The organism is Burkholderia sp. IT-111MI5 (assembly GCF_949752865.1).
In the GTDB taxonomy this organism is placed as follows: domain Bacteria; phylum Pseudomonadota; class Gammaproteobacteria; order Burkholderiales; family Burkholderiaceae; genus Burkholderia; species Burkholderia pyrrocinia_C.
In genome coordinates, this window is record NZ_CATKIF010000006.1 from 54,396 (window position 1) to 73,893 (window position 19,498).

Genomic DNA, 19,498 nt, shown 5'->3' on the forward strand with positions numbered 1-19,498 from the left:
AAGGAGGATTCAATGCCCAACCGTTTACGCGAGCATGACGCACGCGCTTCGACACGAGGGTTCCCGCTTAGGCTCGCTCACTGGATGAAAGGTTTCGCGATCGTGCTTTCACTGTCCGCGACCCATGCATTTGCGCAGCAATCGCCCGCCCCGGCCGACGGCGTCTACAACCTGCTCGTCGGCACCTATACGGGTGGCGGCAGCGACGGGATCTATGTTTACCGCTTCGATACGAAAACCGGCAGCGTCGCGCCGGTGTCGTCGGCGAAGACCGTGAATCCGTCCTATCTGTTGCCGAGCCGCGACGGTCGCACCGTCTACGCGGTCAACGAACTGCCCGGCGACGACGGGCCGGCGACGCAGCGCGGCGGCGTCAGCGCGTTCCGCTTCGACGCGAAGACGGGCGCGCTGACCTTCATCGACCGCGTGTCGTCGGAGGGGAACGATCCTTGCTATCTCGCGCTGTCGCCGGACGGCAAGTACCTCGTGACGGCCAACTATTCGGTTGCGGCGGATCCGGGCGGCAGCTTCGCGGTGTTCCCGCTGCGCGACGACGGCGCGGTCGGCCAGGCCGTGCTGACCGTGCACCATGAAGGCACGGGGCCCGTGAAGGGCCGCCAGGACGGCGCGCACGTGCACTCGACGGTGTTTTCGCCGGACGGTCGTTACCTGTTCGTGCAGGATCTCGGCGCGGACAAGATCTACGGCTACCGCTACACGGTGGACGGCAGCCGCGGGCTGATCGGCCCGACCGACACGCGCTACACGACGGTGAAGGTCGGTTCGGGCCCGCGTCACATGGTGTTCGGCGCCGACGGCCGGTTCGCGTACGTGACGAGCGAGCTGAACGCGTCGGTCGAGGTGTTCGGCTACCACGACGGCAAGCTGACGCCGGTCGAGACGGTGCCGATGACGGCGCCGGGCTTCAAGGGCAAGGTCGGCGGCGGTGCGATTCATCTGTCGCCGGACGGCCGCTTCCTGTATGCGAGCAACCGCGGCGACGCGAACGACATCGTGATCTACGCGGTGAACAAGGCCGACGGCCGGCTCAAGCACGTCGGCCGCCAGTCGAGCCTCGGCAAGACGCCGCGCGAGTTCCTGATCGATCCGACCGGCAAGTGGCTGATCGTCGGCAACCAGGACAGCGATACGTTCTACGTGTTCAGCCGCGATGCCGAAACGGGGCAGCTCGGCGCGAATCCGCAGAAGGTTGCGGTCGGCAAGCCGGTCGACTTCAAGCTGGTGCCGGCGCTGTAAATGACGAAGGGCGCTGCCGATGCAGCGCCCTTCGTGTTCCGGGGCGGCCGGTTTCGCGGTGCGCCCGCGCCGGCCGATCGCGGCCGGGCGGCCGCCTTGCTCAGTCGGCCGCGGCCGGCACGAGCACCTCGCGGCTGCCGTTGATGCCCATCGCCGATACGAGCCCGGCCGCTTCCATCTGCTCGACGAGGCGCGCGGCGCGGTTGTAGCCGATCCGCAACTGCCGCTGCACCGACGAGATCGACGCGCGCCGCGTGCGCACGACGAACGCGACGGCTTCGTCGTACAGCGGATCGGCTTCCGCGTCCGGCGCTTCGCCGAACAGGTCCTGCGTCGCACCGTCGGCGGCCGGGCCGTCGAGAATTCCTTCCTCGTACTGCGGCTCGCCGAACTGCTTCAGGTACTCGACGATCCGGTGCACTTCCTCGTCGGCGACGAACGCGCCGTGTACGCGCTGCGGGTAACCGGTGCCCGGCGGCAGGAACAGCATGTCGCCCATCCCGAGCAGCGATTCGGCGCCCATCTGGTCGAGGATCGTGCGCGAGTCGATCTTCGACGACACCTGGAACGCGACGCGCGTCGGGATGTTCGCCTTGATCAGGCCCGTGATCACGTCGACGGACGGACGCTGCGTCGCGAGGATCAGGTGGATGCCGGCCGCGCGCGCCTTCTGCGCGAGACGCGCGATCAGCTCTTCGATCTTCTTGCCGGCGACCATCATCAGGTCGGCCAGCTCGTCGATCACGACGACGATCAGCGGCAGCTTGGACAGCGGCTCGGGATCCTCGGGCGTCAGCGAGAACGGGTTGCCGATCTTCTTTTCCTTCGCTTCCGCGTCGCGGATCTTCTGGTTGAAGCCCGCGAGGTTGCGCACGCCGACGGCCGACATCAGCCGGTAGCGCTTCTCCATTTCGCCGACGCACCAGTTCAGCGCGTTCGCCGCGAGCTTCATGTCGGTGACGACCGGCGCGAGCAGGTGCGGGATGCCTTCGTAGACCGACAGTTCCAGCATCTTCGGGTCGATCATGATCAGCCGCACGTCCTCGGGCGTCGCCTTGTACAGCAGCGACAGGATCATCGCGTTGATCGCGACCGACTTGCCCGAGCCCGTCGTGCCGGCGACGAGCATGTGCGGCGCCTTCGCGAGATCGGTCACGACCGGGTGGCCGGTGATGTCCTTGCCCATCGCGATCGTCAGTTGCGACGGCGAATGCTGGTACTCGCGCGCGGCAAGGATTTCCGACAGGCGGATCATCTGGCGCTTCGCGTTCGGCAGTTCGAGGCCCATGCAGGTCTTGCCGGGGATCGTCTCGACGACGCGGATCGACGTGAGGCCGAGGCCGCGCGACAGGTCCTTCATCAGGCCGACGATCTGGCTGCCGCGCACGCCGAGCGCGGGCTCGATCTCGAAACGCGTGATCACGGGGCCGGCCGACGCGCCGACGACCGTCACCGGCACCTTGAATTCCTGCAGCCGCTGTTCGATCACCTGGGCCGTCTGCGCGAGGTGTTCCTCGGTGATCATTTCGACGTCGTCGGACGCGGGCTCGAGCAGGTCGAGCGTCGGCAGTTCGACGTTGAACGACGCGGGCGCGTGGAATTCGAACGCGTTCGGGCGCGGCTGGCGCGCGGGGGTGTCGGGGGCGACGGCTGTGTCGGCCGCGGCGGGCACGGCCGGTTCGGTTGCCACGGTGGCGATGGCGCCGATGGGCGCGGCAACGGGAAGCGTCGACGCAGCAGCGACAGTCACCGGCGTGGGCAGGCCCGCGCCGGGAACGGTTGTTGCCGGTTGCGGTGCTGCGATCGATGCGGCAGTCGGTGTCGCGGACACATTCGGCGCCGACCAGCTCGCCGACGATGCGGCAGGGGCGGGCGGTGTAGCGAACGTCGTAGTTGCAGTTGCCGCAGGCGCCGATGCGATCGGCAGGGGCTGCGTCGCGGTCGTTGCCGCGATGGACGCCAGCGATCCGGCCGCGGCGACATGCGAGGCTGCGACCGGTTGAGCCGGAGCCGCCGCGGTCGTGGTCATCGGGGTGACTGCGCCCGAGGACGATGTCGTTACGACGGAAGCGGCTGGCGGAACCGGCAGGCTGGCCGCCGGCTGCGGTGCGGTTGAGCCGGATCCGCCGAATGTCGTGCCGCTCGACGAGGTTGCCGTGTTGGCCGACAGAGTCGATGCGGGCGCGAAAGGCTGCGCGGCGATCGAGCCGGACGCGAAACTCACAGGCGTTGCGGGAGCGGGCGTAGGCGTTGCCGCCGGTGCAGGCGCTTGCGCGGTCGAGCTGAATGTCGAATCCGACGCGCCGGCCGTCGATGGTGCCGTGGCGGGCGCGACGGTCGATGCGCGGACGGGTGAACCGTAAGTCTCGCCCGTGACGCCGACCGGCGCCGTCGATGCGACCGATGCAACGGCCGGTGCCGAGGCGGCTGGCTGTGAAAGCGGAGCGGATGCCGGGCCGGTTGCATCGACCGGTGAAGTCGAAGCGACCGGTGCAAAGGTCGGTACCGAGGCAGCCGGCTGCGAAAGTGAAGCGGACGCAGTGCCGGTTACGCCGACCGGTGAAGTCGAAGCGACCGGTGCAACGGTCGATGTCGATGCGGTCGACTGCGAAAGCGAAGCGGATGCCGTGCCGGTTACGCCGACCGGTGAAGTCGAAGCGACCGGTGCAAAGGTCGATGCCGATGCGGCCGGCTGCGAAAGCGAAGCGGATGCCGTGCCGGTTGCGCCGGCCGGTGCAGCTGCAGCTGTGTCGGGCGCCATGCTCGATGCAGATGCAGGTGCCTGCGCGGTCGCACCGTGAGCGGCGCCGCCGAGCGGCGAAGTAGCGGCGGCCGAAGCCGTCGGTGCTGCGGCAAACGGTTGAGCTGTCTGCGATTGCGGCAATTCCGCGGAAACGGCCGTATCTGTCGTTGCAGGTTGCACGGTCGGCGGAATCGATGGTGTCCGCGTCCAATCTGTCGCGGGCGTGGCGCCCTGCGCGATTGCTGGTAGCGGCGCGGCACGTTCGGCTGCTTTCGGCTCGACGGTTTCCGATGCGGTACGCGATGCAGTCAGTGCCGACGCCGCCGCTAGCGGCACGGCGTCGGAACTGGCGCGTGCCGACGATTCTGCGATCGACGAAGAGGGGAGGGCCACAAACGGCGCGATCTCCCCGGCGGGTCTGACGTCGGCGTGAGCATCGGCGACGCCCTGCGGCGCACGGGCCGGTGCAACGCGATCGATCGCGGGCACCGGTTGTGCTGCGCGCTTGTCATCGGTATCGATGGACGCAACCGGTTTGCTTGCAGCGATGTCGTGAACCGCCTCGTCTTGCGGTTGCGCAAAGGCCGCATTGGCCGGCTGCGATCCCGTCGCGCCGGTCGGCGACGCAGCGATCGGGCTACCGGCCGATCCGTCGAACGCGGAAACCGGCTGGCTGGCGAGGTCTTCCCACGGAGCGAGGTCGATCGGCGCGTCGAACGATGGCGCGGGCGCGATCCCGGACGCCGGTGCGGCGGGCGCATCGTCGGCGTGCCGGATATCGGGGGCGCCGCGATGCGAAAACGCCGCATTGTCGATGCCGGTATCCGGCAGCGTCTGCGGGACGACGTCGTCGAACGCAGTGGTGCCCCAATCGGCAACCGGCGCGTGGATACCGGGTTCTGCCGGCATGAACGCATCCAGCATGATCGGCGCGTTGTCGTCGTAAGCGGGCGCCGCATCGTGTTCGACCGTGGCGCCGGCGTCATGGTCCGCGACGCCGTGCGTCGCGGAGACGAACCCGTTCGACACGGCAGCCGACACCGGCGCGGCAACGCTGCCGGCTGCCGCTGCCATACCGGCCACGGTTGCGGCGGCTGCCGCCGCGTGCGCGGCATCGGTCGACTGCGAACCGCCGAGCGTGGCCCATTGTGCGGTGCTGGCCTCGATCGAGCGCAGCGTGTCGTGAACGCTCGGCGCCGGCGTGATCGGCGCCGCGGGTTTTTCCGTCCATGCATAGAGCGGCGCGCGCGCTGGCGTTGGCGGTGCCGGGCGGCGTCGCGCGGTGTCCGGCGGCAGGCCGGCCGCGCCGATTCCCGCCGCCGGTCGCACGGGCGGGCGCGGCGGCGGTGCGCTGGCCGGCCGCGGCGTGACCGTGGTGTGCGGAGCGGCCTGTTTCAGCGCAGCGGTGGCTGGTCGCGCAGCCGTCGGCCGAGGCCGGACGGGTTCGAATCCGACCGGAAGCGGGGCGGGATCGGGGCGCGGCACTTGCGAGTTTGCCGCCGCACGCGCGAGGCTGGCGGTGCTGCCGGTCGTCGGGGGCGGCATCGCGCTGGCCGGGATCGGTGCGGGCGGTGCCGGCATGCTGCGACCGGTCGCGGTCGGCTTCAGCCAGCCCGACGGCGCGACGGGTTCCGTGTGCGGACGCGGGGGCGTTTTGCTGCGCGGCTTCGGCCGCGCCTGCGGGTCGGGTTTCCACAGCGTCGGGCGCGAATACCGGCCGTTCTGGCGCGGCGCCATCGAGTTGACGGTATGCGCGGTGGTCGGCTGCACGACGTCGTCGTCGCGATGCAGTGCGCTGCGCGGCAGGTCGGCGATACCGCGGGCATCGTCGTCGTCGCGCTCGCGCGACAGCTTGACGCCGAACGACGTGTCGACCCATGCGGCGAACTGGCGCCAGCCGATGCCGGTCAGCCAGGGCAGCCCGGCGAAGAACAGCACGACCATCGCGACCGGCGTGCCGATCGGACCGAGCACATGGACGAAGCCGGCGGAGAACGCGTGGCCGAGCGCGTTCGTGTCGGGGCCCGACAGCGCGCTCGTCAGCGTGCAGCTTGCGACGAACACCGCGGCGAAGCCGAGCCACAGGCGGATCGAGCCGCGGCCGGCGAGGCCGCCGCCGCCGGGCAGCATCGCCTGCACGAGACGCCAGAACAGAAGGAGGAACCAGACGGCGGAGATGCCGAACCAGCCGAAGACAACCGTGTGCATGCTTTGAAACAGGAGTGGGGAGGGGCGCGCGCGGCGCGACCCGCCGAGTTTAACCGGCCGGCGAACAAGATTCTAAGATGGCGTGAATTCGTTTCACGCCGTGCGGCGCGTGCGTCCGGCACACGCGCGCGACGCGCAACGCGAAGGCGGTCGGCCGGCCTTCGCGCGCGCGGTGCGTCAGGGGCTCCGGTGCGTGAAGGTCAGCGTTGCGCCGGCATTGGTCACGATCTGCAGTTGCTTGGGTTCGCGCATCTGCACGCCGGTCTTCTCGATGTGGGCAAGCGCGTCGAGGTACGCGTGTTCGAGCTGGCCGCCGAGCGTATTCGGGCAGGCCATCCGTGTGCCGGCGAGCGGCCCGAAGCTCAGCAGGCCGTTCTTGATCGCGTAGGTGCCCATATAGCGGTTGCAGCCCGAGAACCCGCTGGCGCGCCGGATGCCCGAATCGGTCGACAGCGCGAGCTTGATCGGCTCGCCGTTGTCGCCGTGCGGGATCGTGCGCGGCGTGCCGTCGGCGTTCAGCCAGCTGGTGAGTTCCCAGCTCGTGTCGTCGAGCAACTGGACGGCGGCCGGGTTGTACGGGTCGGGGGCGGGGGCGGCGGAGTCGGGATGGGTCGGCATCGCGCAGGCGGCGAGAAGCGTGGCAAGCGTCAACGCGCAGAGCGGCGCGCGCAACGGACGAAGCAGGCCGGTGCGGGCGCGTGCGGCTGCGAACAGGTGGGACATGAGCCTCGTTCCTCATCGGATTCTGATCAAGGCGTAAGAGTAACGCACCCGCCCCGCGGCAGGCGAGCCGACACTTCACGCGTGAAAACGTTCGCAGCCTGCCCGCGCGCGGCGCACGGCCGGGCAGCGGCGTGGCGAAACCGCCAAACCGGCGACGTGGCGCGTGTTAACATCGGAGCCGTTTTCGTTCTCCACCAGAAGCGGGAAATCACATGCAGATCGGTCAGCGGCTCGGTACGCCGCTTTCGCCCTCAGCCACGCGCGTCATGCTGCTCGGCGCCGGCGAACTCGGCAAGGAAGTCATCATCGCGTTGCAGCGGCTCGGCGTAGAAGTCATCGCGGTCGACCGCTATCCGGACGCACCGGGCCATCAGGTCGCGCATCGCGCGCACGTGATCGACATGACGGACGCCGCCGCGCTGCGGGCGATCGTCGAGGCCGAGCGCCCGCACCTGATCGTGCCGGAGATCGAGGCGATCGCGACCGACGCGCTCGCCGCGATCGAAGCGGACGGCCTCGCCGAGGTGATCCCGACCGCACGCGCGACGCAGCTCACGATGAACCGCGAAGGGATTCGCCGGCTCGCGGCCGAGGAACTCGGGCTGCCGACGTCGCCGTATGCATTCGCGGAATCGTTCGAGGCCTTCAGTGCGGCGGTTGCGAAGATCGGCATGCCGTGCGTCGTGAAGCCGGTGATGTCGTCGTCGGGCAAGGGCCAGTCGGTCGTGAAGACCGAAGCCGACGTGAAGCCCGCGTGGGACTACGCGATGGCGGGCGGGCGCGTGAACCACGGCCGCGTGATCGTCGAGGGTTTCATCGATTTCGAATACGAGATCACGCAACTGACCGTGCGCGCGATCGACCCGGCGACGCTCGGCACGCGCACCTACTTCTGCGAACCGGTCGGCCACGTGCAGGTCGCGGGCGACTACGTCGAATCGTGGCAGCCGCAGCCGATGAGCGCGGCGGCGCTCGAGAAGTCGCGCGAGATCGCGCACAAGGTCACCGAGGCGCTCGGCGGGCGTGGGCTGTTCGGCGTCGAGCTGTTCGTGCGCGGCGACGACGTGTGGTTCTCCGAGGTGAGCCCGCGGCCGCACGATACGGGCCTCGTCACGCTCGCGTCGCAGCGCCAGTCGGAATTCGAGCTGCACGCGCGCGCGATTCTCGGGCTGCCGGTCGATCCGGCGCTCGGTACGCCGGCCGCGTCGGCCGTGATCTACGGCGGGCTCGACGAGCGCGGGATCGCGTTCGAAGGTGTGCGCGACGCGCTCGCGGTGCCGGGCGCCGACCTGCGCCTGTTCGGCAAGCCGGAAAGTTTTGCGAAGCGGCGCATGGGCGTCGCGCTGGCGACCGGCGCGACCGTCGACGAAGCCCGCGAACGCGCGAAGCGCGCCGCCGCGGCCGTCCGGCCCGTGTCGGCCGGCTGACGGAACGAGGAGAGGGCGATGGCGCCGATCTGGCTGCGTATCGGAAAGCTGGGCGCCGCGCTGGCGCTTGCCGCGGGTCTCGCGGGCTGCGGCCTCGCGGCCGCGCCGTGCCGGGTGGCATCGGCCGGGCTCAAGATCGTGCCGCTCGTCGGCCATGTCGCAGCCGCGCCGACCGACGCGTGCGCCGACGTCATCGATCCCTGACGACGATAAGCGGTGCGATAACCAACAATAACCGCGCCCCGCGAGGGCGCGTTTCCACCCGTCTCGTGAGAGGACCTGCATGATTCGCCAAACCGTCGCCGCACTCGCGCTCGCCGGCACCGCCGTTTCCGTCGCGCATGCCGCGCAACTGACCGTCGAAGAGATCGACGCCGATGCGCGCCAGCAGACCGTCTACCAGTGCGCGAACCAGAAGCAGCCCGTGCGCGTGTCGTACTGGCTCGCGGGCAACGGCCAGAGCTTCGCGCTCGTGCCGGTCAACGGGCGGCAACTGCTGTTCGTCGATACCGTGTCGGCTTCGGGCGCGCGCTATCAGGCCGGCCGCTATACATGGTGGACGAAGGGCAAGGAAGCGACGCTGCGCGACGAGATCGCCGACCTGAAGTCGCCGCCGCTGCTTGGCGACTGCGTGCAGGTCGAGAAGAAAAAGAAGAAGGGCTGAGCACCGGGCGCGATCGCGGATCGTGCCCGCCAGGCGCCAGCGCAAGCCGGCTGCCGGACCTGAAGGTCCGGCGCTCAGGCCCGCCGCGGACGCCTGGCAACGCCATTCTTGATCAGGCCCCTGATATCGCTCGACGACCGATCGGGATAGCTCGTCCGGGCCGTGCGCCGGCCGTGCGGCGCTGTCCGGGCCCGCCGCGCGAACTGCCGCTGCGGCCGTTCGCGGCGTTGTCACGGACAGATGGCCGCGCAGTGCTACAATACGGCCCTTTCCGCCGGCATTCGCGCCGAACGGAGTCCGCACGGCCTGGTGTCCGGCGTTCGCATTGAACCGGTCCCAAGCGCCAGAGCGGCGCCGCGCGGCGCGCCGCGGCTCCGTCTATTTCCGAATTGTGATGAGCGCAGGCCCGGCTGGCCTGACGCACGATGTCCCCGCCGCGCCTTTTGAGCGAAACGCCACCATGTCCGATTCTGTCGCCAAGCCCGTCGACGCAACCTTCGACCAATTCGGCCTTGCCGCCGATATCCTGAAAGCCATTGTGGAGCAGGGCTATACGACGCCGACGCCGATCCAGGCGCAGGCCATTCCGGTCGTGCTCGCCGGCCGCGACGTCATGGGCGCCGCGCAAACAGGCACCGGCAAGACCGCGAGCTTCTCGCTGCCGATCATCCAGCGCCTGCTGCCGCAGGCCAACACGAGCGCATCGCCCGCGCGCCACCCGGTGCGTGCGCTGATCCTCACGCCGACCCGCGAACTCGCCGACCAGGTCGCCGCGAACGTGCATGCGTACGGGAAGCACACGCCGCTGCGCAGCGCGGTCGTGTTCGGCGGCGTCGACATGAACCCGCAGATGGCCGAGTTGCGCCGCGGCGTCGAGATCCTGATCGCGACGCCGGGCCGCCTGCTCGACCACGTGCAGCAGAAGACCGCGAACCTCGGGCAGGTGCAGATGCTCGTGCTCGACGAGGCCGACCGGATGCTCGACATGGGCTTCCTGCCCGATCTGCAGCGCATCCTGAATCTGCTGCCGAAGGAGCGCCAGACGCTGCTGTTCTCGGCCACCTTCTCGCCGGAAATCAAGAAGCTCGCGTCGACCTACCTGCGCAACCCGCAGACGATCGAGGTCGCGCGCAGCAACTCGACGAACGCGAACGTCACGCAGATCGTCTACGACGTCGCCGAAGGCGACAAGCAGGCGGCCGTCGTGCAGTTGCTGCGCGATCGCGGGCTCAAGCAGGTGATCGTGTTCTGCAACAGCAAGATCGGCGCGAGCCGGCTCGCGCGCAATCTCGAGCGCGACGGCGTGGTCGCGTCGGCGATCCACGGCGACAAGACGCAGATCGAGCGGATGCAGGCGCTCGACGCGTTCAAGCGCGGCGAAATCGAGGCGCTGGTCGCGACCGACGTGGCCGCGCGCGGCCTCGACATCGTCGAGCTGCCGGCCGTGATCAACTTCGACCTGCCGTTCAGCGCGGAAGACTACGTGCACCGGATCGGCCGTACCGGCCGCGCGGGCGCGACCGGCGACGCGCTGTCGCTGTGCAGCCCGAACGAGCGCAAGCAGCTCGCCGATATCGAGAAGCTGATCAAGCGTCCGCTCGAAGTGCAGACGCTCGCAATCGACAAGCCGGCGCGCCATCGTCAGGACGAACGTGGCGGCGAGCGTAGCGGCGACCGCAACAGCGAGCGCGGTGGCGAACGCGGTGGCCGGCGCGAACGCGACGAGCATCGCGGTGCATCGGCGCGCCGCTCGGCCGGTTCCGAGCGTAGTGGCCATCACCGTCGCCACGAAGCGCCGGTCGACGATTTCTTCCTGAAGCCGTACGAGCCGTCGGCGGCGGCGAAGCAGTCGGACGACGCACAGCCCGCGCAGCAGCCCGAGAAGAAAGGGCCGAAGCGCCAGGTCGCCGCGCTGCTCGGCGGGTTCGGGATGCCGCGCAAGCCGTCGGCTTAAGCCGGACGAACATGGCGGGGCGGCGCGCGAGCGCTGCCGGAAAAGCGGGTGCATGCGATGAGCATGTGCCCGTTTTTTATTGGGGCTGTGGTTGGATGGGGCGGGCGGGATGCGGGCTTCGCGGCGCGCGATGCCAAACCGGCACTCGATCGGCGCGAAACCGGCTCGCCGGCCGCTTTAGCCGGCCAGCGGCCCGAAGCGTTGCGCCCACGCGACCGTCGCGGCCGAGTAGAACGCATCCAGCGTCGTGCCCGCGAGCGCGCCATCGGGCGCGAGGCCCAGATGCGCGGCCGCGGCCTGCAGTGCCGGCAGCGGATCGTCGCGCTCGAGTGCGGTCGCGCCCGTCTGCTTGCTGAGCTTCTCGCCGTTTGCATCGACGACGACGGGTACGTGCAGATACCGCGGCGTCGGTACGCCGAGGCAGTGTTGCAGATGGATCTGGCGCGCGGTCGAATCGAGCAGGTCGGCGCCGCGCACGACGTGCGTGATGCGCGCATCGGCATCGTCGACGACGACCGCGAGCTGATAGGCCCATTGCCCGTCCGCGCGCTTCAACACGAAATCGCCGACTTCGGTCGCGAGGTCTTGCGATTGCGTGTGCTGCCAGCGGTCGTCGAACGTGACGATCGCCGCGTCGCCGTCCGGTACGCGTAGCCGCCATGCGCGTGCAGGCTTGCCGTGCAGACCGGTGCGGCAGGTGCCCGGATACGCGAGCGTCGTGTGGCGCTCGTGCGCGGCGCGCAGCGAGTCGGCGATTTCCTTGCGCGTGCAGCCGCACGGATAGACGAGCCCCGCTGCGACGAGCTGCTCGAGCGCGGCCGTGTACGCGGCATCGCGCGTGCTTTGCCATACGGGCGGCTCGTCGGGCGTCATGCCGAAATGCGCGAGCGTTGCGAGGATGTCGTCGGCCGCGCCGGGTACCGTGCGCGGGCCGTCGAGAGCCTCGATGCGCACGAGCCATGCGCCGCCGTGCGCGCGCGCGTCGAGCCAGCTTGCAAGCGCGCCGACCAGCGAGCCGAAGTGCAGCGGCCCGGTGGGTGACGGCGCGAAGCGGCCGCGATAGCCGTTCATCGGGGCGCGGGTCGCGCGCTTACGCGGCGCTGGCTGCCTGCGCGCAGGCCGGGCACGACTTGCCGGGCACGTAGCTCGGCGACTGTTGCGCTTCCGGCGTGACGACCGCGCGGCACGCGAAGCACGTGACGTTCTCGGTAGGCTGGAGTTGCGGGTTCAGCGCGGTGCGGTAGTCGAACACGAAGCAGTCGCCGTGATAATGGGCGCCGCCGACTTCCTCGAAATACTTCAGGATCCCGCCTTCGAGCTGGTACACGTTCTCGATGCCGATTTCCTTCATGTGGATCGCGGCCTTCTCGCAGCGGATGCCGCCCGTGCAGAACGACACGACCGTCTTGCCGTCGAGATCGGCGCGGTTCGCATCGATCACTTCCGGGAATTCGCTGAACTTGTCGATCCGGTAGTCGAGCGCGTCGTCGAATGTGCCGACGTCGACCTCGAACGCATTGCGCGTATCGAGCATCACGACCGGGCGGCCCGTGTCGTCGTGGCCGCGGTCGAGCCATGACTTCAGCGTGCGCGCGTCGACGAACGGCGCGCGACCGAGTTCCGGCTTGATCGCCGGCTTCTTCATCGTGATGATCTCGCGCTTCAGGCGCACGAGCATGCGGCGGAACGGCTGCGAGTCGGACAGGCTTTCCTTGAACTGCAGCGTCGCGAACTTGCCTTCGAACAGCGGATCGTGGCGGATGTACGCGATGAACGCGTCGGCCGCTTCGCGCGTGCCGGCGATGAACAGGTTGATGCCTTCCGGCGCGAGCAGGATCGTGCCGCGCAGGTCGAGTTCGTTGCAGCGGGCGGTGACGAGCGGGCGCCATTGCTCGTTCGCGTCGAGCGACACGAAGTGGTAGGCGGCGAGGTTGACGATGGTCATGATGGTCCGACGGGAAACGGCCGCACGGCGGCCCGCAAAAAAGGGTGCGAAGCCGTGGCGATGATTCGAAAACCCGTATTATCCCGCAAACCGCTTGCGCACCGACATCCAGCCGTTTGGCCAGCCGCGCGACGTGGTGTCGCGCGCATCGGCCGAACGGCCAGTGCGGGGATTTTTTGGGCAGCCAGCGCGGCGACGCGGCTACAATAACGCCCATGTCAGATCCCCGCTTCGTTCATCTTCGCGTTCACTCCGAATTCTCGATTGCCGACGGCATCGTGCGTCTCGACGACATCGTCAAGGCGGCGGCCGCGGACGGCCAGGGCGCGCTCGCGCTCACCGATCTCGGCAACGCATTCGGCCTCGTCCGTTTCTACCAGGAAGCCCGCGGCAAGGGCATCAAGCCGATCGCCGGCTGCGACGTCTGGATCATGAATCCGGACGATCGCGACAAGCCGTCGCGGCTGCTGCTGCTCGTGAAGGACAAGGTCGGCTACCTGAATCTCTGCGAGCTGCTGTCGAAGGCATGGCTCACGAACCAGTATCGCGGCCGCGCGGAACTCGACGCGAGCTGGCTCGACGGCGAACTCGCGCAGGGGCTGCTCGCGCTGTCGGGCGCGCAGCAGGGCGATATCGGGCTCGCGCTCGCGGCCGGCAACGAAGAAGCAGCGCGCCGTCACGCCGAGCGCTGGGCGAAGGTGTTTCCGGGCGGCTTCTACATCGAGCTGCAGCGATACGGCCAGCCGGGCGCCGAGGCGTATATCCAGCAGGCCGCGACGCTCGCCGCGTCGCTGAAGCTGCCGGTCGTCGCGACGCACCCGACGCAGTTCATGACCGACGACGATTTCACCGCGCACGAGGCGCGCGTGTGCATCTCGGAAGGCGACATCCTCGCGAACCCGCGGCGCCAGAAACGCTTCACGACCGACCAGTATTTCCGCACGCAGGACGACATGGTCGCGCTGTTCGCCGACCTGCCGTCGGCGGTCGCGAACACGGTCGAGATCGCGAAACGCTGCAACCTGAAGCTCGAGCTCGGCAAGCCGAAGCTGCCGCTGTTCCCGACGCCGGACGGCATGTCGCTCGACGACTACCTGGTCCAGCTGTCGAAGGAAGGGCTCGAGACGCGACTCGTGCAGCTCTATCCGGCCGAAGCCGAACGCGACGCGCAGCGCGACACGTACTACAAGCGCCTCGAATTCGAATGCGGGACCATCACGAAGATGGGCTTCCCCGGCTACTTCCTGATCGTCGCGGACTTCATCAACTGGGCGAAGAACAACGGCGTGCCGGTCGGCCCGGGCCGCGGCTCCGGCGCCGGTTCGCTGGTCGCGTACGCGCTCGGCATTACCGACCTCGACCCGCTGCGCTACAACCTGCTGTTCGAGCGCTTCCTGAACCCGGAACGCGTGTCGATGCCCGACTTCGACATCGACTTCTGCCAGCACGGCCGCGACCGCGTGATCCAGTACGTGAAGGAGAAGTACGGCGCGGACGCCGTGTCGCAGATCGCCACCTTCGGCACGATGGCAGCGAAGGCGGCCGTGCGCGACATCGGCCGCGTGCTCGACCTCGGCTACATGTTCACCGACGGCGTGGCGAAGCTGATCCCGTTCAAGCCGGGCAAGCACGTGACGATCGCCGACGCGATGAAGGAAGAGCCGCAGCTGCAGGAGCGCTACGACCACGAGGACGAAGTCCACCAGCTGCTCGATCTCGCGCAGCGCGTCGAGGGCCTCACGCGTAACGTCGGGATGCACGCGGGCGGCGTGCTGATCGCGCCCGGCAAGCTGACCGATTTCTGCCCGCTGTACACGCAGGGCGACGACGGCGGCGTCGTCAGCCAGTACGACAAGGACGACGTCGAAGCCGTCGGCCTCGTGAAGTTCGACTTTCTGGGCCTCACGACGCTGACGATCCTCGACTGGGCCGAGCGCTACATCCGCCGCCTCGATCCGTCGAAGGCCGACTGGTCGCTCGCGCAGGTGCCGCTCGACGATCCGGCTTCGTTCCAGATCCTGAAGAAGGCCAACACGGTCGCGGTGTTCCAGCTGGAAAGCCGCGGGATGCAGGGCATGCTGAAGGATGCGCAGCCCGACCGCTTCGAGGACATCATCGCGCTGGTGTCGTTGTACCGTCCGGGCCCGATGGACCTGATCCCGAGCTTCTGCGCACGGAAGCACGGCCGCGAGAAGGTCGACTATCCGGATCCGCGCGTCGAACCCGTCCTGAAAGAGACCTACGGCATCATGGTCTATCAGGAGCAGGTGATGCAGATGGCGCAGATCATCGGCGGCTACTCGCTCGGCGGCGCGGACTTGCTGCGTCGCGCGATGGGCAAGAAGAAGCCCGAGGAGATGGCCAAGCACCGCGAGATCTTCGCCGAGGGCGCCGCGAAGAACGGCCTCACGCGCGAGAAGTCCGACGAGATCTTCGACCTGATGGAGAAGTTCGCGGGCTACGGCTTCAACAAGTCGCACGCGGCCGCGTATGCACTGCTCGCGTATTACACCGCGTGGCTGAAGGCGCACCATCCGGCCGAATTCATGGCGGCCAACATGACGCTCGCGATGGACGACACCGACAAGGTGAAGATCCTGTTCGACGACTGCGTCGTGAACAACCTCGTCGTGTTGCCGCCCGACATCAACCAGTCGCATTACCGGTTCGAGCCCGTCGCCGAAGCCGACGGCAAGCGCTCGCGCACGATCCGCTACGGTCTCGGCGCGGTGAAGGGCAGCGGCCAGAACGCGATCGAGGAAATCCTGCGCGCTCGCGAGGAAAAGGCGTTCACCGACCTGTTCGACTTCTGCGAACGGATCGACCGGCGCGTCGTCAACCGCCGCACGGTCGAGGCGCTGATCCGCGCCGGGGCGTTCGATTCGCTGAACGCGAACCGCGCGCAGATGCTCGCGTCGGTGCCGCTCGCGATGGAAGCGGCCGACCAGGCCAAGGCGAACGCAATGCAGGCCGGGCTGTTCGACATGGGCGCCGAGTCGCCGCACGCGCATGCGCTCGTCGATGAACCGGCGTGGGACGACAAGCGTCGCCTGCAGGAAGAAAAGGGCGCGCTCGGCTTCTACCTGTCCGGTCACCTGTTCGACGCGTATCGCGACGAGGTGCGCCGCTTCGTGCGGCAGAAGGTCGGCGACCTGAAGGAAGGGCGCGACAAGCTCGTCGCGGGCATCATCGCGTCGCTGCGCACGCAGATGACCCAGCGCGGCAAGATGCTGATCGCGCTGCTCGACGACGGTTCGGGCCAGTGCGAGATCACGATCTTCAACGAGCAGTTCGAGGCGAACAAGGCGCTGTTCAAGGAAGACGAACTGCTGATCGTGCAGGGGCAGGCGCGCAACGACGCATTCACGGGCGGCATCCGCTTCACGACCGATACCGTGATGGATCTCGAACGCGCGCGCAGCCGCTACGCGCAGGCCGTGCGGCTGACGATGAACGGCAACGCCGACGCAGCCGCGCTGCGCCGCGTGCTCGAGCCGCACGTGTCGAAGGACGATCCGGCCGCCGCGCACGCGGTCGAAGCGCCCGCGCCGCGCGGCGGCGGGCGTGACGGCGGCCGTCGCCCGCAGGCGCCGCTGCCGAACGGCCTCGCGGTCCAGATCCACTACAGCAACGCGCGGGCGCAAGGCGAAATGCGTCTCGGCGACGCGTGGCGCGTGAAGCCGAGCGACATGCTGCTCGCGGAACTGCGCGCGGCGTTCGACGGCAGTGTCGTCGAAATCACGTACTGACCGCTTCCCGACCACCGGACGGCTGTCGCGATACGCGGCCCGTCGCATCGCCATCGTGCGGTGCGGCGGGCCGTTTTTGCATCTTCGGTTACCCGGGGCTTGGGCCGGCCATCCGGACGCTATACAATCCGGCGCAAGCCGCGCTCGCACGCGCGCACACAAACGGGGGCGGATCCATGCGGCGAGCGGCAACGCGCGACAGGGCCGTCCCGGAACTGGATGCCGGGGCATCGGCCCGTCGCGACGATAAAAACTGACAGTCCACCACATGACCATGGCCAACAGGAACCCGACGGAGCGGATCCTCGTGATCCGGATTGATTTTCTGGGCGACATGCTGTGCACGACCGCGTTCCTTGGTGCGCTGAAGGAGCGCTGGCCCGGCGCGGAGCTGCATGTGGTCGCGAACCGCTACAACGCGGCCGCGCTGGCCGGCAACCCGGACGTGCACGCGGTTCACACGTACGTGTACAGCCGCCAATGCGAACGCAACGACCGTCCCGGGCGGATGCGCGCGTTCTTCGACCGGCTGCGGCTCGTGCGCCGCCTGCGTCGCTTGCGGTTCGACCTCGTGGTCGTGCCGAACGGCGGCATGCATCGCAGCAGCATGCAGTTCGCGCGCCAGCTCGGCGCGAAGGATTGCCGCTGGCACGATGCCGACACCGAATTCGACGATCGCAAGCCCGAACACGTCGCGCAGCGGCCGATGTGCCACGAGGCGCTGTCGGGGTTCCGGCTCGTGCCCGAACTCGGCCGTGCCGATCTCGACCGCCTCGCGCTGTCGGTTCATCCCGATCGCACGTTGCAGGACGAGTGGTATCGCCTGCTCGGGGAGCGCACGAAGCCGCGAGTCGGTTTGTTCGTGTCGAACAAGGCGGCCGAGCGCCGCTGGCCCGCGGACCGCTGGCGCGACCTCGGCGAGCGGCTCGCGCCGTTCGCCGACGTGATCGTGTTCCGCGATCCGGCCATCCGCAAAACCGCCGAGGACGAGGCGTGGCGCGATGTGAGCGCGCGCCATGTCGCGCCGTCGTCGGTCGCCGATCTGGTGGCTGCCGCGAGCCTGCTCGATACGATCGTGTCGGCCGACAGCGCACCCGTGCATCTCGCGTCGGCGCTCGGCTTGCCGGTTGCCGCGCTGTTCGAGGACCGTCCCGAGAAATACCTGCGCTGGCATCCGCTCGGCGTGCCGCACGTGATCCTGCGCGCCGGCGCGACCGTCGACGCGATCGGTGTCGACGCGGTCGAGCGCGCCGTGCGTCATCTGCTGTCGCAGGCCGGCCATTGCGACGAGCAGGTGACGGATGCGGCGCGCGCACGGCCGGCGGCCGCCGCGACATCCGCGGTCGTGACCATCGCTTCGTAGCGCCGGAAGCACCGCACGCGGTGCAAGCGCCGGCGCGTGCCTCACTGCGTTCCGCAGGCAGGGCTGCATCAGGGTCACGTCAGCGCGTCCTGCACGGCCCGTTCGCGATGCCGCGCCGGCTGCTGCAAAATCCTGTACATTGCCAGCCTTGTTCAGCCAGCTAGACAGACCGATTGCCGTGGCCCTGTTTTCCTCCGCCCGCCCGCCCAGAACCATCCTCGTTGCCGCGCCGCGCCGTATCGGCGACGTGCTGCTGACGACGCCGCTGGTGCGTTCGCTGAAGGCCCGCTGGCCCGATGCGCAGATCGACATGCTGGTGTTTCGCGGCACCGAGGGCGTGCTCGAGCACAATCCGGACGTGCGGCGCGTGATCGTCGTCGCACAGCGCGCGGGATTCCGCGAGCGGCTGCGCGACGCGCTGTCGATGTGGCGCCGCTACGATCTCGCGTGCGCGGCGCTGAGCTCCGACCGGCCGCGTTTCTATAGCTGGTTCGCGGGCCGCAAACGGGTCGGCCTCGTCGATCCCGACCGCGTCACGTGGCTCACGCGGATGATGCTGAACGGGATCGCGATCAATCACCACGAATCCGCGCATACGGTCGTCAGCACGCTCGCGCTCGCACCCGTGATCGGCATCGAGCCGGTGTCCGAGGTCGTCGCGCCCGGCATCGGCGATGATCCCGCGCGGCGCGCGCGCTTCGACGCATGGCTCGCGGAGTCGCCGGCGATCCGCGACGGCAAGCCGCTGGTCGTCCTGCATCCGTATCCGATGTTCCGCTACAAGCAATGGCGGCTCGAAGGCTGGGTCGAGATGATCGACTGGCTGCGCGAGCGCGGCTTTGCGGTCGCGTTGTCGGGCGGTCCGGCCGATCGCGAGCGCGAGTATGCGGAGCAGGTCGCGGCCGAGGCGGGCGGCGACGTGCTGAATCTGGTCGGCCGCCTCACGTTCGGCGAGAGCGCGGAACTCGTGCGGCGCGCGCGGCTCTTCATCGGCCCCGACACCGGCGCGACGCACGTCGCGGCTGCGACAGGCACCGACACGATCGCGCTGTTCGGCCCGTCCGACCCGGTGCGCTGGGGACCGTGGCCGCAGCACTGGCCCGCGACCGAGAATCCGTGGCCGCTGCGCGGTTCGGGGCGGCACGGGAACGTGTGGCTGCTGCAGGGGGAGGGCGATTGCGTGCCGTGCCGGCACGAGGGCTGCGAGCGCAAGGTCGACAGCCGCAGCGATTGCCTCGCCAATCTCGGCGCGCAGCGCGTGAAAGCTGCGGCGGCCGAGATGCTCGGGCTGAATCCGCCGAGTCCGGCCGGGGCCGTCGTCGATACGTCGCGACTGCATCGCGCCGGATCCGACTGACGACTGACGCGCGGAAGACGCGCGTTTTTGCTGCGTTGCAGGCGGCTTGTTTCGCGACGAGCCGTGCAGCCCGCTCGCTTTGACGGCGTGCCTCCACTGCCGCCGAAG

At 68.9% G+C, this 19,498-nt stretch carries 12 protein-coding genes; 8 read left to right on the forward strand and 4 right to left on the reverse strand.

What is annotated here, in order from left to right; translation table 11 throughout:
- Positions 1 to 12: 12 nt before the first annotated feature.
- Positions 13 to 1,257, forward strand: coding sequence for a lactonase family protein (locus tag ACM6JT_RS05140; protein ID WP_414856064.1), 1,245 nt, complete (start codon positions 13 to 15; stop codon positions 1,255 to 1,257).
- Positions 1,258 to 1,357: 100 nt separating this feature from the next.
- Here the strand turns inward: ACM6JT_RS05140 and ACM6JT_RS05145 are convergent, their stop codons facing one another.
- Positions 1,358 to 6,208, reverse strand: a complete 4,851-nt coding sequence (locus ACM6JT_RS05145) for a DNA translocase FtsK (RefSeq protein WP_414856065.1) — start codon at positions 6,206 to 6,208, stop codon at positions 1,358 to 1,360.
- 177 nt (positions 6,209 to 6,385) lie between these two features.
- On the reverse strand, positions 6,386 to 6,931 hold the full coding sequence (locus tag ACM6JT_RS05150; protein ID WP_105391001.1) for an META domain-containing protein: 546 nt from the start codon (positions 6,929 to 6,931) through the stop codon (positions 6,386 to 6,388).
- A gap of 212 nt (positions 6,932 to 7,143) precedes the next feature.
- On the opposite strand from ACM6JT_RS05150, the gene purT reads away from it, so the two are divergent.
- The 4 genes from purT (at position 7,144) to ACM6JT_RS05170 (ending at position 10,976) form a co-directional block, all read left to right on the forward strand.
- Positions 7,144 to 8,358: a formate-dependent phosphoribosylglycinamide formyltransferase gene (purT, locus tag ACM6JT_RS05155; RefSeq protein WP_034184823.1), complete on the forward strand. Its 1,215-nt coding sequence runs from the start codon at positions 7,144 to 7,146 to the stop codon at positions 8,356 to 8,358.
- An 18-nt stretch (positions 8,359 to 8,376) separates the two neighbouring features.
- Positions 8,377 to 8,562: a DUF6726 family protein gene (locus ACM6JT_RS05160; protein ID WP_034184824.1), complete on the forward strand. Its 186-nt coding sequence runs from the start codon at positions 8,377 to 8,379 to the stop codon at positions 8,560 to 8,562.
- Between the two features lie 79 nt (positions 8,563 to 8,641).
- Positions 8,642 to 9,022 (forward strand): MliC family protein, encoded by a 381-nt coding sequence (locus ACM6JT_RS05165; RefSeq protein WP_243564763.1) that lies wholly within the window; start codon positions 8,642 to 8,644, stop codon positions 9,020 to 9,022.
- Between the two features lie 394 nt (positions 9,023 to 9,416).
- Positions 9,417 to 10,976, forward strand: coding sequence for a DEAD/DEAH box helicase (locus tag ACM6JT_RS05170; RefSeq protein WP_034184826.1), 1,560 nt, complete (start codon positions 9,417 to 9,419; stop codon positions 10,974 to 10,976).
- A 177-nt stretch (positions 10,977 to 11,153) separates the two neighbouring features.
- On the opposite strand, the gene gluQRS is transcribed toward ACM6JT_RS05170, so the two are convergent.
- Together gluQRS and ACM6JT_RS05180 are read right to left on the reverse strand one after the other, a co-directional pair.
- Complete coding sequence (gluQRS, locus tag ACM6JT_RS05175) at positions 11,154 to 12,047, reverse strand: tRNA glutamyl-Q(34) synthetase GluQRS (RefSeq protein ID WP_414856066.1); 894 nt, start codon at positions 12,045 to 12,047, stop codon at positions 11,154 to 11,156.
- Between the two features lie 19 nt (positions 12,048 to 12,066).
- A complete protein-coding gene (locus ACM6JT_RS05180) occupies positions 12,067 to 12,921 on the reverse strand; it encodes a sulfurtransferase (RefSeq protein ID WP_034184828.1) in 855 nt (284 codons plus the stop codon).
- A 215-nt stretch (positions 12,922 to 13,136) separates the two neighbouring features.
- Between ACM6JT_RS05180 and dnaE the strand changes: the two genes are divergently transcribed.
- The 3 genes from dnaE to ACM6JT_RS05195 all read left to right on the forward strand — a co-directional run bounded on the left by dnaE (position 13,137) and on the right by ACM6JT_RS05195 (position 19,390).
- Positions 13,137 to 16,670, forward strand: coding sequence for a DNA polymerase III subunit alpha (gene dnaE / locus ACM6JT_RS05185; RefSeq protein ID WP_414856067.1), 3,534 nt, complete (start codon positions 13,137 to 13,139; stop codon positions 16,668 to 16,670).
- Between the two features lie 274 nt (positions 16,671 to 16,944).
- Entirely contained in the window at positions 16,945 to 18,033 is a 1,089-nt protein-coding gene (locus ACM6JT_RS05190; protein ID WP_414856068.1) for a glycosyltransferase family 9 protein, read from the forward strand.
- A gap of 178 nt (positions 18,034 to 18,211) precedes the next feature.
- Positions 18,212 to 19,390: a glycosyltransferase family 9 protein gene (locus tag ACM6JT_RS05195; protein WP_105390998.1), complete on the forward strand. Its 1,179-nt coding sequence runs from the start codon at positions 18,212 to 18,214 to the stop codon at positions 19,388 to 19,390.
- Positions 19,391 to 19,498: the final 108 nt, after the last annotated feature.

Bases quoted from the DNA above. Each gene is read 5' to 3' on its own strand.
- ACM6JT_RS05150 (WP_105391001.1), bottom strand. From the start codon at position 6,931: ATGTCCCACCTGTTCGCAGCCGCACGCGCCCGCACCGGCCTGCTTCGT.
- gluQRS (WP_414856066.1), bottom strand. From the start codon at position 12,047: ATGAACGGCTATCGCGGCCGCTTCGCGCCGTCACCCACCGGGCCGCTG.
- ACM6JT_RS05160 (WP_034184824.1), top strand. From the start codon at position 8,377: ATGGCGCCGATCTGGCTGCGTATCGGAAAGCTGGGCGCCGCGCTGGCG.
- ACM6JT_RS05190 (WP_414856068.1), top strand. From the start codon at position 16,945: ATGGCCAACAGGAACCCGACGGAGCGGATCCTCGTGATCCGGATTGAT.
- purT (WP_034184823.1), top strand. From the start codon at position 7,144: ATGCAGATCGGTCAGCGGCTCGGTACGCCGCTTTCGCCCTCAGCCACG.
- dnaE (WP_414856067.1), top strand. From the start codon at position 13,137: ATGTCAGATCCCCGCTTCGTTCATCTTCGCGTTCACTCCGAATTCTCG.
- ACM6JT_RS05165 (WP_243564763.1), top strand. From the start codon at position 8,642: ATGATTCGCCAAACCGTCGCCGCACTCGCGCTCGCCGGCACCGCCGTT.
- ACM6JT_RS05180 (WP_034184828.1), bottom strand. From the start codon at position 12,921: ATGACCATCGTCAACCTCGCCGCCTACCACTTCGTGTCGCTCGACGCG.
- ACM6JT_RS05170 (WP_034184826.1), top strand. From the start codon at position 9,417: ATGAGCGCAGGCCCGGCTGGCCTGACGCACGATGTCCCCGCCGCGCCT.
- ACM6JT_RS05145 (WP_414856065.1), bottom strand. From the start codon at position 6,208: ATGCACACGGTTGTCTTCGGCTGGTTCGGCATCTCCGCCGTCTGGTTC.
- ACM6JT_RS05140 (WP_414856064.1), top strand. From the start codon at position 13: ATGCCCAACCGTTTACGCGAGCATGACGCACGCGCTTCGACACGAGGG.